The following is a 12,598-nucleotide window of genomic DNA, read 5'->3' on the forward strand; positions in this document are numbered from 1 at the left end:
CTTTGTATTTATTGTTCATTCAGGCCCTGTTATGGTTGGCAACCTTATGGTGTTCTCAGTTTAATTGGAGGGATTATGTTTCTGAAATCAATATTAAGTCGCCATATATCTAGTCGAGCTCTGCTTGGTAGTGCATTGCTGATTGTAGCCACTACTGCAAATGCTGGCGGACAGTTTACGCTTGGGCGCACAGTGTTATTGGACGGTGGGCGTGTAGCTACAATACCTGTTCCAGCATGTCGTATGACAGATGCAATAAAGATTAAAGCTGAGCGTGACGTTAAGATTAAACGCGTTGTTGTAACTTACGGAAATGGTGGCAAGCGAACCATTAACTTCAATCGAGAGATCCGTGAGGATAAGGAAACTGAGTGGCGCTCTTTGGGTTCTGAACGTTGTGTAGACTCGATTAAAGTTTATGGCAGCTCAGACCGTAGCACTGGTGGTATAAAAGTGTTTGGTCGCAATTAAAGTAAATGTAATTTAATACTATAAAGGAGTTCATTTAGAGATAAGAACTCCTTTAAAACAACCAATATTTTTACTCGTATTTAAGACTACTCAACCCTTCCTCAAAGAGGGCTTCATTATTTGAACTCAGACTAGTTATGTTTTCATCCCTTATCATTAACGCTACTTCTATTCTTGATTTCATTCCTAATTTCCTCAATATATTCTTCACATGAATCTTAACCGTTCCCTCGGTAATAAATAACTTCCTTGATATGATTTTATTAGAATTGCCATGAGCTATCAGTCTCACGACATCAATCTCACGATGACTTAATCTCTGGATGCCTGTATTATTTTGCTCTATGTAGCCTCTTGTCCTCAGGCTTTTTCTATAGAGATAAGAAACACTAGGGCTAATAACTCTAGTGCCCGAACGTATCAATTGAATAGCGTGTAACAGATGCTCTGGTTCAATGCTTTTTAATAAGTATCCATCTACTCCGATCTGCATACTCTCTGTGATATCTTCCACTGAATCAGAATGCGAAAAAACAATGACTTTGCTGTTTGTTTTTTTTGTTCTAAGTTGCTTAAGAATATCAATCCCATTGAGTAGTTGCAATTTCAAATCTAATATAATCAAATCTGGAGTGTATTCTTCAGCTAATCGTAAGCCATCACGACCATTGCTCGCCTCTGCTATTACCGCAAAGGAGGGATCTGAACATAATAATTGCTTGATACCATACCTTAACAATGGGTGACCATCGATTAAGAGTATTGTAGATGTATCCACATTGATTTTTAGTATAGATCTATCCATTTTACATCACACTAACCAGTCAATTAGTTTACAACATTAACACGATTGATACTCTATGGGAACTCATAGAACTTAATGATATGTGCTCTTTTGAAATAGGAATCAGTTTTTGTCATAAAACTATTGTTTAGGTGGCATCATGCTATTTTTTACACATTTAATTTTATTCTACCGCGATAAAATTTGTGTAGAGCTAAGCGAAGGGAACAATAGTATGGGCGCACAAATTACAACAGCCATGGACGCAATAAGTGACAGAGCAGCATTCATTCCGAAAGTAAGTCATAGATAAATCACACGCATAAACTAATTTGCTCATGGTTAAGTATGAAGTCATTAGATGAAAAAAGTGGGTTCCATCACTTGATTTTAAGAGGTCTAACGATAATCAGTTATATCTAACAATAAACAAAGCACGCTGATTGATGATCCAAATGTGCACTCAAAGAATACAGCTAAGCCATATCCCATCAGCTTTGATGCATCGAGCGTTTCAGTTCAGCTTAAGAATATAGTGTTATTATACCGGAGCATCAAACATGAGGTGGCAACTGCAAGGTATTGATCAGAAGGAATAATGTAATAGAGTTGTGGGTGAATTAATTATCTCGAAGTTCCCTCTTTACTACGATACATTGCTTCATCTGCCTGGCGAAGTAATAAATTTAGATCTGGTGGGGTTGTTGCATCATACCCGACTATACCTATAGAGCATGAAAGGGTATAAGCCTTACCACTATATTGGTTAAACTCATTGAATGTTTGAGTCACTCTATCATTGATACTCTTAAAATTTTCACAGTCAGTTTCAGGCAGTAAAACCACGTACTCATCACCACCTAATCGCGCGCAAATATCCGCATTTCTGAATATCATATTTATTAGGCTAGCAGCTTGGCATAGAGCATCATCACCAACATCATGACCAAACCTATCATTTATAGATTTAAAATTATTTAAATCTATAAATAATAATGAAAGACATCTCTTTGCTCTAAAAGAATGTTGTAGATATCTGTCTGCTAGAAGAATAAAACCGCGCCTGTTCGTGATTCCAGTCAATTCATCTATTGTAGCCATTTGAATAGCTCGCAACTCACTTTCTACAGTTTGAGCTAAGTCATTAAATAAAATTCTATATTTCTCATCAAAAGTCCTTGGCTTACGGTCTATAATACATAATGATCCAATATGTAATCCATTAGTTATAACCAATGAATGACCAGCATAAAACCGAATATATGGTTCTCCTATAACCATTGGGTTATTAGCATAAAGAGGGTCTTTAGTCGTATCTTCAATAACAAGCATGTTTTCTTTGAGGAATCCTTTTTTGCAAAAGGAAATATTAGGAAGTGGTTCATGAATATTAAGACCATAACAAGGCTTGGCCCAACCATCTTCATTATCTTCGAAAGATATTAGGGCAATAGGCACGTCAAACATGTTACGGGCCATTCTTGTAATACGAATGAAACGTTCTTCTGTAGGGGAATCAAGAGCTTGAAGACGGCGCAACGCATCTAAGCGAAGAAAATGGGTATCAGGTGTTACATGATCAGGTTGCATCCTGCGGCCTTTGTCCAAACTTAGTCGGTTACTAGACTAGTATGGCACTCTGTTGGATACAAGATAGTTGAATTTAGTCTTACAAAAGACTGATTTTCGCCTTACGAGTATATGGTGGCCAGTACGCTATATTTTTCAATATTTTCAATGGAATATGGACTTTGGATACAGCTCTTACCATGCTGTTTCTTACCTACTAATCGTGCAATCAAGATTCATCCTTACTGGGGTGATACAGCTCCTAAAACCACTGCCCGCTGGCATACCGTCTGCTCTGGTATGCATCTCTATTGAACGACCCCCTCCCCGCCCAGTAATCCGAGTGATGCAGGGGAAATCCCAGACAACCATGCTCATACCAGTCACAGTGGAGGGGCGTCATCTCTTACAAAGAAATTTTTTTCAGTAAGGGGTTGGTTTGCCAGCAACAGCATTCAATACTCATATGAAGCAAAAATATCAACCAAGGAGTGAGTATGCATCTTAAGATAGGTGACTCTGTTCAATTGAGAAATGGGGGGCCATGCATGATTGTCACTGGCGTGCTTCATGATGGAAATATGGCATGCTGTTGGTTTGATGGGAAAGAACTTCAGGAAATGACGTTTCCCAATGAATCGCTAACGCGCTGTGAAGCTGTAAGTATAAATGACCGAACACTTCACGCTATTTTGAACCTCAATCAGATTTAACGCCGATATAGCTAGTTGTCGGTATTGCGGAGATGCTCGCATGAGTGGCTAATTTCACTTTTATCCTGGTCAGCTATGGTAGCTCTAGCATGACGGTCAACGAGGTTTCTTCAAGGGATCAAGCCACTTGCGTCTGGTTTTATTATGACAAGAGTCCTTTGCGCTATGAAAAGAAACTGCCATTTCATGTGCTTTCTTCATTGCCAGTTCCGGTCGAAGAGTTTGACCCAAGGGTTGGAGATTTTATAGTAGGTGATGTGGTCTCTTTGCGTAGTGATAGTCTGTTTATGACCGTTCTTGGTATATGCCTATGGCTTCCGGCAGGGAATCAACCGCTATCTGAATAGCCCTGGGAAGGTCGAGGATGATGAATCTACTTGTGTGTGATTCGACAGGCACTGCATAAAGATCCTTACAATCATCTATGTAGAGAGGTCTGAACGGCAGATCGCAATCTTCTACTGGAGCAAAAGCTAAGAAGAAAAGAGAGGTGATAGCGCGATCCTCATCAGTCAGAGAAAAAAGGCCCATACAACAGGGCCGACAAAGAATCACTAGGTAGGAAATAGGAACTACGAACAGAATATGGAAGAGGTCACTACAGATCAGTGAACACACTCACAGCGAATCCAAAGTCATTCTGTCAATACTAGAATAGCGCACAAGTTCAAGCACTTCCATACTGTTGATAGAACACTCATATCAAGATGAATCAAAGGGACGACAAAGGGACGACAAAGGGTTTTTAATCAATTGTGGCTTGGTCTGCAAGCGGCAGTATCGAATACTCATAAAATACTAAAGCAATCGACCTCAAAAAAGGAGGGATTATGCCTTTCCAGATTGCGGACTCAGTTCAGCTAAGAAATGAGGGGCCATGCATGGTTGTCACTAAAGTGCTTCAAAACGGAAAGATTGCATGCTGTTGGTTTGATGGACGAGAATTGCAAGAGGAAGAGTATTTCAGCGAATGCCTTACTTCTTGTGAGGCAATAGATGCTAACACCCGAATGCTTCAGGCAATTTTGTATCTAAATGTGAACACCATCTAGCGATAAAATGGCTTGTGTGGTTGATACAAAAGACATATGTCGCTGCGTTACGCCACAAAAGCAGGAGATTGTGTACCTCTCGCTTTAAACACTAGCCTGAATAGGTCTGACTGGAATGGTTCATGGAACAATAAAACAGAAATATGGGGTTAAAGCTAAGGAAGTTAAGCCATAACAACAGAAATAAGATATCGATTCCAGAAGTCTGTCAGGTGATATCTAGATCTGTACACTAAACATGTTAGTCGTGGTAGCAATAGTTTTGTTTATATTCGTTGATCAATCTTTCTCGCTTCATCTCTTTAATTGTTTCAGCTAATTTCTCAGCTATATCTATATGATTGATATTAAGATAAGCATATCCATCAAGTATATCAACTTTTCCAGCTGAACGAATCTTAGCGTATTCATCAGAAGTTTTAAGTAGTTCTTTTATATTTTTCTCAAACACGAGATCCTGCTCAATAAAAACATCGGTACGTCCTTTTAATAATTTTTTCAATCCCTGTTCAGTAGTGGTTACATCTGTTAACTGAGAATTATCAATCATGCTCAGCAACATATTTTCAGCTCGTTTTGAACCTCTCCTAAACTCAATCCTTAACTCCCTTTTATTTAAATCATCCCATGAATTAAAAGTTAACGAGTGATTAACAACATACGCCTCTAGCGTCACTTGAAAATGGGGTTCATTAACTCTTATAAGATTTGTTGTTTGTTTTTGATATTCAAATGGTCTATGTATTTCGCCATCTACTCGGCCACTTTCAGCTAATTTTGGTGCTCTACCACCAGGCACACCACGATAGGAAAAGCTATAGCCTAACCTAGAAAAAGCCTCATTATATATACTATATAACCAACACCCATACTTAGACTTAAATGTATCTTCTGAACTAACCAACACAATCTCTTTAGCACTTAATGGCATATTGATGAATATCAAAGTAAACATTAATGCAAAAAAATGTATTTTCAGTTTATAGACGTACATAATAGCCCTATGAATTTCATTTCACATTACAAGTGTAGCTCAAACACAGCTCGGTAGTAATTTTTATTAGCATGAATTCAAACCTCTTATATTTACAACAGGTTAATTAAATAAGTAACTGCAAATGACATTTAAGTATTAGTAACTCCAACAATTACGGCCTTTTCTCTTACTACGATATAGAGCAGCATCTGCCAGAGAGATAGTCTCTATGTAATCACGCTGACCTTTTGCTACACCAATACTGAGAGTGACTTTACAGTTTTTCTCTCGCCATTTCAGTTTACATATTTGAGTTTGAAGCCGAGCTAAGAGTTTGGGAAGGATATCGGAATCTACAGATATAATTGCAGCAAACTCATCCCCTCCAATTCTGTAGACATGTTCTAGACCGAGAACTGATACTAAAGTATCAACTACTCGACATAAAACTAGATCTCCGAGCTGATGGCCATAGCTATCATTTATTTTTTTAAAATCATCAAGGTCTATAAGTATCAATGTATATTCAGATACAGAGATATCCAATGCTTCAAGGTCTTGGTTGAATGCTCTACGATTGAATACTCCGGTCAGGGGATCTAATCGTAGTTCCTTTTGGTGGGTATGATATTTTTTTTCAAGTACTTCTATCTCATTTAGATTTTTTCCGACAAACCAAGAGTAAATATACTTGTTGTTAGATATTACTTCTGACACATTATTGTCAATCTGATTAATTCGCTCTGATATTAATGTTTGTTCATACTTGAATATACGCATTAACAGCATAATTCCAAATCCAGCAAACAATGCAATCGCTGTCGTTGGAAAAAGAACTTTACTAGTTTCTGTCTTGAGCAAGTTTACAAAATAACTTGGCGGTAAATAAAGGCCCAATTGCCATTCAGAGTCTGACAATGGATGTGACATTAGATAACCATTCCAAATTTTAGCTAAGAAAGGTCTATCGGTTATTGTCAATGGATCATTTTCGTAATATATCTGAGGGTTAATCATTGAAAGTATATCTTGGGATACCTTATGTTCTAAGTACAAAGACGCATTAAGGTCACCAAGGGAGTGGCTGAGAACTATATCTAGTGACTCTAATGAGACATCAATCATTAATAAACCTAGTAATTCACCAGTTGTGTCAATTATTTTTTTCCCAAGAATCAGTACTGAGTTATTATCTTTTTTTGGATATGGGCCAACCCAAGATGGTTCATCTTTATTCAAGTCAAGAAGATCAGACCAAGGACGATGCTGAGGATGAAAGCAATCTGTAGCTATTTTTAATGGATAGCTATCAATCTTTTTTGAATTTAAATTGTAGTAATAGATTGTGTGCTTGCTTGGCATTTTAACGCGATGTACGATTGACCAGATTTGATTTATTGCTGACTTCCCACTTCTCAATGCATCCAAATCTAGGCTCTCAGAAATCACCTCTAATTGTACTCTATTGGAATTTATTAACTTTTTTAAGTAAGATTTATCTAGTGCTGATAGCATTTGTCGATAGTTAGCCAAATGTAATCCAACAACGAGCTTGTAATTCACCACAGCCATATAGGCTGCGAGTATTAAAATTAGCGATGTTATCAACAACGAAATTTTAAAAAATAAATAATTCAAGTGTGATTGAGGTGCTTTCACCATGCTCTCCCTCTATTCATATAGACCAATGTAGTACTCTCAAGATAGATAAATCATAACCAAGTGACACTATCATCAATTGCCTCACATTAATATATTATCATCATTGACTAACATAGTGGTCGCACTACGTGCATTGTCAAAAAGTACAATCTTGATGAATGCTTTATATTACACTCAAATGAGACCGGCAATAGTGATAAAGTAAGATGCAGCATGACTGACTCAATCGATATCAATTAAGTCATTTAATTAAGTAGATTATCTTAACTTTAGCTATATTCTATCCAAAAAGGTTGGTAGGGGTTCTGGGCGAGCAATTAGATATCCTTGAGTTCTGTCTACTCCACACGAAGCAACAAAGTCTTTCTCCCACGCGGTTTCTACACCTTCAGCGAGAACTTGGCATTTTGCCAATTGTCCAATCTGAACTAAGAGTTCATATAACTGTTTGCCTTTATCAGTAGAACAATCTTGCAATAATGAGCGGTCAAGCTTCACTTTATCAAATGGATATTTCATCAAATGTGGGAACGTTGCAAATCCAGCCCCAAAATCATCCATAGCAACATGAATTCCGATTGATTGTAACTTCTCTATGGTATTTTGAATTTCTACTGTGTTATCCAGCAATGCCTCTTCTGTTATCTCTATTTCAATCTTATAGGGATTGATTTCAAAAAACTCTATACGTGATACTAAATGGCTGACGAAGTTTTTTTGACTAAATGTTGATGCTGAAATATTAATCGCAACTCGATCCAATTTATTTAATGGCATTTTTTGCATATCTGATAATACACAATCAATGACGATATAATCGAGCATTGGCATAGCGTCTAACTGTTGAAAATCAGCGATAAAGCTAGGGCCATGAAGTGCACCTGATTCATCACGATAACGAATTAGTGCCTCTACACCTAACGGCAAACTTTTACTGGATTCCTGGCATTGGTAATACATTATGAAAGCTCCTTTTTGTAGCATACCTTCTACCCGTATTTGTGCTTTTGCTCGCTCCTGATTACTACGTGCTGATGACCTTATTTCATCTAGCATATTGCCAAGAGTGATGCGCTCGATATCTTTTCCTTCGACTCTTTTATCGAGACCAGTACCTGCAAATGCTATATAAAATGGTTTATATATATATATGCCGATTAATATTAGAAACACTTGCAATAATGAACCGTCAATGCTATTGCCCATAGCCATATATCCACTTAACAATGGCGGTGTCATCCAATCTACAATTGTAGTTATGGGGCCTACAATACCTATAGATATAGCGAAATATGCAATCCCGAAACTAAGTAATGGTACGCAAATAAATGGGATGATGAGTAGTGGATTGAATATTATAGGCAGTCCAAATAACAAAACTTCATTGATGTTAAATATAACCATGGGCAATGCGGCTATAGCTAGCATTATGTGATTACGATTTCGTGAAAATATTAGAATGCAAAATAACAAACAAATGCTATTGCCAGATCCCCCCATTGAAAGGAATGCATCGTAAAATCCTTGGCTAATAACATTAATGGAGGCTATTCCAGCATGTGAGTCAGCAAGATTTTGCTCGGTAACTTGATAGAGCATTTGTTTTATTGGAAGTAGAAAGTTATGACCATTAATTCCAATAGCACCAAGCAAACCTAAAATAGTCTGATACAATAATCCACCAGACCAGGTTAATGGGTCAGGTTTATATTCGTTTAGTATTTCAAGAGAGTAATCTAATATATATGGACTCAGAGCTGATAGACCGAGCACCAGTATCGCGAAACAGGAAAAACGAACAACATGCAAAAGCAGAGTCAAAGGAAAATCAAGGGAATGCGGAACAAGCTCTCGTAATGGAACCTTTTTACTGTAGAGTAAAGTTAACAATGGGCTTACTAAAGCTAACATTGTATTGTTGGGGAGGTAAAACACTGGGGAGTAAAGATTGTTCGCGTGAGATAAACTATAAAAAAGTATTATCGTATATACAATAAAAGCACCGGTATTTATAGAGCTTTTATGGGATAAGTAGTAACTGGTTAATACACATAAAGCAAGAGGATAGATATTGATTAGGATGTTTGATAATTGAAAAAAAAGGTGTGATATTGCGTTATAATTTGCATGCGCAAAACCTTGGCCAAGTAAAACACTTAATGAATTAGTTAGTGTTAATGGCAATAAAAGCAGAGCTATTGTCGAAATATCATACATATACGAACTGAAAATATGCTGAAATTTAACTTTGCTTTTTTTCAATTTATTCTCAATGACCAATTTAACCTCTGCATGAAAGTGATCTACAACTTAGCCTTACTAAATCAAATGTTGATTTATGGGGGGTATAGATTAATGTGAGATTCACTTTAATATATTTAACTTAATTCAACATCACTCTTTCTGATATTTATCGATTGTATATCACGATAACGTTCTTGCTCTGTTTATCTTTCTTTTGACTTATAAAAATTCAATTCATGATCTATGCTAACCAAGCATTCATTGACTAAAATCATAGAAATAACTTATAGTGTGTAACCTTTTATCAGTTTAATTGGCCATGTACAACAATCATCATTATTTCAATAATATAACTTTCCAAAAAACATGTTCAGTTCAACCAGAGGTTATCCCAATCATAATCATGATAAAAACAAATAATACTGTGTGAAATATCGTTATAGTATGAGCAGAATCATCGGATACATACGAATTTTTGTTCAAATCTGTAGTTCTCACTGAGTTTATTATGTGGTTCATCGAGTATACATTGGTCTGAAATGGTATATCGAAAATGCTGAACACTGACTGTATGAATGTATAATTTCCCTACAATTGGGTAGATTGGGTAGATTGGGTAGATTGGGTAGATTGGGTAGATTGGGTAGATTGGGTAGATTGGGTAGATTGGGTAGATTGGGTAGATTGGGTAGATTGGGTAGATTGGGTAGATTGGGTAGATTGGGTAGATTGGGTAGATTGGGTAGATTGGGTAGATTGGGTAGATTGGGTAGATAAGTATAGATTACAGGCATTTACATGTGAGTAAGTGAGTATATGATCTCGAATTTGACCGGTTGCCTGCTGTCTTGTCGTAACGATAGACACACTCGGAGTTGTTGTAAGGAAGTAATGTATGGTTACTTCTATGGCTCTCTGCCGCATCCTAAACCGATCAGTAGCATTACCCCACAGAGTATAGATTTCTATGTTTAGAACGGACACTGATAGGTAACAGTGAGTCATTTCTCCTCGTATCTTTATAAAAAATCATATTAGACAATGGGTTAATATTGTTCTTTAGTTGCTGCGCCACGCGTGTCAATTAAAATCAACATGGCCCGAGTAATCCACACTAAGGGGCGGCACTCACTTAAATTTTTTGTCATTATTAGCTTGGTTTGCTAGCGAAGAACTTTATACTGATAAAAACCTGCTCACTCAACTAGGTGTCCTTATGGAGTTTTTGATTGGTGATAATGTTCAGCTAGAAAGTGCTGATGGGCCTTGTATGACAGTAATTGGAATGCACCCAAACGGTTATTTGGCATGCTGTTGGTTTGACGGTACTGAGTTACAAGAAATTATTGTACCTACTGATGCCCTGATGATTTGCATGGAAAAAGATGAAAACGCCAGATTACTTAGGGAACTCATTGAATTTAAATAATATTCAACGTTAGACATTACAGTAAGAAACTGAGTTAACAATATTTTCTACACTCTCTTATAATGTCATATAAAAATCGGCATAAATTATTAATGATGATGATAAATAGATATTGTATTTCCCCAGAGTCACTACAGGAAGGATGCAGTGGATATCTGCACCTAAGTAATATTTGCGTTATATAACTAGCCCTCAATATTAAGGGCTAGTTACTCTTAGACACTTACTCTTCGATTAAAAACACTAAAATTATAGCCATCACTAGTTTTAATTACTTTCTGTTTTAGCTTTAGCCAAGACACTGAGTATAGTTGCGGTATTTACTTTAACTCCAACAGGAATAGCATCCAGGTCAACGATGAAGTCTGGATTATGCAGGCCATAGGGAAACGATTTACCCTCTTTCCGAGCTTTTGCAAACAAGTCGGGTGGTGCAATACCAATAAACTGATATGCATAAGGAACATTCATTCCCTTAAATGCCTCAGCAAAGTCCTCAGAGCCCATTGCCGAGGGGAAATTGCTAATTACCTTATCCTCACCCAGAAGCTGGCGTAGTGCGGGGGTGACCTTTTCCATCAATTTGGCATCATTGACCACTGCATCGGCATTGCCCTTCATTACTCTGGTCGGCAGTTTGTCTTCCGGTACGCCAGAAGCTATCGCGATCCCACGATTCACCTCATCAATGCGGCGAAGCAGCAGGTCGCGCACCTCGTGACTGAACCAACGCAGATTAAGCCTCAGCACTGCACTCTCAGGTATCACGTTGTTATCGCGGCCTGCCTCTATGGCACCTACCGTCAGCACTGCTGGTTTTTGCGGATCTATGTTGCGACTGATAATTGTCTGATAGGCAAGAACAGCCTGAGCGGCCATCACCACTGGGTCTAATGCCAGTTCAGGGGTAGAACCGTGCCCACCAGTACCGTAGAACGTGATGTCTAGTTGATCAGTCCCAGCCATCCTCACCCCTGGAGCACTTGCTACCACGCCTGTCGGCCCAGGGACAACGTGAGCGCCGAACGCATAATCCGGTTTGGGAAAGTCACGCAGCCAAAGCCCATCATCCACCATACTCTGCGCCCCAGTGCCTGGCTCCTCGGCTGGTTGTGCATAGACAACAAGTGTCCCAGACCACATAGGCTTTATGGATGACATGACCTTAGCGACACCCAGTAACCAGGTTACATGGGCGTCATGACCACAAGCATGCATCACATCGATTTCACGGCCGTCAGCAAGTTTTTGCTTGGTGTTGGCAGCATATTCCAAGCCCGTTGCTTCGCGAACCTGTAATGCATCCATGTCAGCCCGATACCAAACTGTTGGCCCTTCACCGTTTTTCAGCACCCCGACAACACCTGTCTTGGCGATCCCCTCGGTTACTACAAACCCTAACTCACGTAACTGTTGGCTAACGATGCTGGCAGTTCGTACCTCTGTGTAGCCAATCTCGGGATGTTTGTGTAAGTCCTTGTAAATCTCAATAAGTCTCGCACTATCACTAGCAACACTTTCGTTGATCTGTGCTATCAACTCCTTTGAGAATGGTGCTGTATTTGCACTATTTTCTAGCTGGTTATCAGATGTGCTCATCGCCGTTGCAGTGGAAGATAATGCGAGCATCGCTGCGATTGCAGCTACTTGACAACATGAAGACTGTTTCATGTACATACCCTGTGGTGGAGAGTTGGA

11 protein-coding genes are annotated in these 12,598 nt (G+C 38.4%); 5 read left to right on the plus strand and 6 right to left on the minus strand.

Features of this window, described 5'->3' with window-relative positions:
* Positions 1-75 precede the first annotated feature (75 nt).
* Positions 76-471: a DUF2541 family protein gene (locus ACTG2B_RS03350; RefSeq protein WP_439995205.1), complete on the plus strand. Its 396-nt coding sequence runs from the start codon at positions 76-78 to the stop codon at positions 469-471.
* A 70-nt stretch (positions 472-541) separates the two neighbouring features.
* On the opposite strand, the gene ACTG2B_RS03355 is transcribed toward ACTG2B_RS03350, so the two are convergent.
* Both ACTG2B_RS03355 and ACTG2B_RS03360 read right to left on the minus strand, forming a co-directional pair.
* Positions 542-1,276 (minus strand): response regulator, encoded by a 735-nt coding sequence (locus ACTG2B_RS03355; RefSeq protein ID WP_139734350.1) that lies wholly within the window; start codon positions 1,274-1,276, stop codon positions 542-544.
* A 603-nt stretch (positions 1,277-1,879) separates the two neighbouring features.
* Positions 1,880-2,845 carry a sensor domain-containing diguanylate cyclase gene (locus ACTG2B_RS03360; protein ID WP_236324619.1) on the minus strand — a complete coding sequence of 322 codons (966 nt, stop codon included), beginning with the start codon at positions 2,843-2,845 and terminating at the stop codon, positions 1,880-1,882.
* A gap of 476 nt (positions 2,846-3,321) precedes the next feature.
* Between ACTG2B_RS03360 and ACTG2B_RS03365 the strand changes: the two genes are divergently transcribed.
* The 3 genes from ACTG2B_RS03365 to ACTG2B_RS03375 all read left to right on the plus strand — a co-directional run bounded on the left by ACTG2B_RS03365 (position 3,322) and on the right by ACTG2B_RS03375 (position 4,589).
* Positions 3,322-3,537: a YodC family protein gene (locus ACTG2B_RS03365; protein ID WP_139731785.1), complete on the plus strand. Its 216-nt coding sequence runs from the start codon at positions 3,322-3,324 to the stop codon at positions 3,535-3,537.
* Between the two features lie 89 nt (positions 3,538-3,626).
* Positions 3,627-3,884, plus strand: coding sequence for a hypothetical protein (locus ACTG2B_RS03370; RefSeq protein ID WP_323894295.1), 258 nt, complete (start codon positions 3,627-3,629; stop codon positions 3,882-3,884).
* Positions 3,885-4,367: 483 nt separating this feature from the next.
* Complete coding sequence (locus ACTG2B_RS03375) at positions 4,368-4,589, plus strand: YodC family protein (protein WP_420897913.1); 222 nt, start codon at positions 4,368-4,370, stop codon at positions 4,587-4,589.
* A gap of 241 nt (positions 4,590-4,830) precedes the next feature.
* Here the strand turns inward: ACTG2B_RS03375 and ACTG2B_RS03380 are convergent, their stop codons facing one another.
* The 3 genes from ACTG2B_RS03380 to ACTG2B_RS03390 form a co-directional block, all read right to left on the minus strand.
* Positions 4,831-5,583, minus strand: a complete 753-nt coding sequence (locus tag ACTG2B_RS03380; protein WP_439995206.1) for a hypothetical protein — start codon at positions 5,581-5,583, stop codon at positions 4,831-4,833.
* A gap of 138 nt (positions 5,584-5,721) precedes the next feature.
* Positions 5,722-7,224: a sensor domain-containing diguanylate cyclase gene (locus ACTG2B_RS03385; RefSeq protein WP_439995207.1), complete on the minus strand. Its 1,503-nt coding sequence runs from the start codon at positions 7,222-7,224 to the stop codon at positions 5,722-5,724.
* 276 nt (positions 7,225-7,500) lie between these two features.
* Positions 7,501-9,489: an EAL domain-containing protein gene (locus ACTG2B_RS03390; RefSeq protein ID WP_439995208.1), complete on the minus strand. Its 1,989-nt coding sequence runs from the start codon at positions 9,487-9,489 to the stop codon at positions 7,501-7,503.
* 1,198 nt (positions 9,490-10,687) lie between these two features.
* On the opposite strand from ACTG2B_RS03390, the gene ACTG2B_RS03395 reads away from it, so the two are divergent.
* Complete coding sequence (locus ACTG2B_RS03395) at positions 10,688-10,900, plus strand: DUF2158 domain-containing protein (RefSeq protein ID WP_139734353.1); 213 nt, start codon at positions 10,688-10,690, stop codon at positions 10,898-10,900.
* 267 nt (positions 10,901-11,167) lie between these two features.
* Here the strand turns inward: ACTG2B_RS03395 and ACTG2B_RS03400 are convergent, their stop codons facing one another.
* Complete coding sequence (locus ACTG2B_RS03400; RefSeq protein ID WP_139734354.1) at positions 11,168-12,571, minus strand: amidohydrolase; 1,404 nt, start codon at positions 12,569-12,571, stop codon at positions 11,168-11,170.
* Positions 12,572-12,598: the final 27 nt, after the last annotated feature.

It is taken from the genome of Aeromonas sp. 30P, assembly GCF_051919805.1.
GTDB classification, from domain to species: domain Bacteria; phylum Pseudomonadota; class Gammaproteobacteria; order Enterobacterales; family Aeromonadaceae; genus Aeromonas; species Aeromonas veronii.

What these genes read in the sequence shown, in the direction of transcription:
- ACTG2B_RS03350 (WP_439995205.1), top strand. Translation starts at nt 76, where the DNA reads ATGTTTCTGAAATCAATATTAAGTCGCCATATATCTAGTCGAGCTCTG.
- ACTG2B_RS03355 (WP_139734350.1), bottom strand. Translation starts at nt 1,276, where the DNA reads ATGGATAGATCTATACTAAAAATCAATGTGGATACATCTACAATACTC.
- ACTG2B_RS03360 (WP_236324619.1), bottom strand. Translation starts at nt 2,845, where the DNA reads ATGCAACCTGATCATGTAACACCTGATACCCATTTTCTTCGCTTAGAT.
- ACTG2B_RS03365 (WP_139731785.1), top strand. Translation starts at nt 3,322, where the DNA reads ATGCATCTTAAGATAGGTGACTCTGTTCAATTGAGAAATGGGGGGCCA.
- ACTG2B_RS03370 (WP_323894295.1), top strand. Translation starts at nt 3,627, where the DNA reads ATGACGGTCAACGAGGTTTCTTCAAGGGATCAAGCCACTTGCGTCTGG.
- ACTG2B_RS03375 (WP_420897913.1), top strand. Translation starts at nt 4,368, where the DNA reads ATGCCTTTCCAGATTGCGGACTCAGTTCAGCTAAGAAATGAGGGGCCA.
- ACTG2B_RS03380 (WP_439995206.1), bottom strand. Translation starts at nt 5,583, where the DNA reads ATGTACGTCTATAAACTGAAAATACATTTTTTTGCATTAATGTTTACT.
- ACTG2B_RS03395 (WP_139734353.1), top strand. Translation starts at nt 10,688, where the DNA reads ATGGAGTTTTTGATTGGTGATAATGTTCAGCTAGAAAGTGCTGATGGG.
- ACTG2B_RS03400 (WP_139734354.1), bottom strand. Translation starts at nt 12,571, where the DNA reads ATGAAACAGTCTTCATGTTGTCAAGTAGCTGCAATCGCAGCGATGCTC.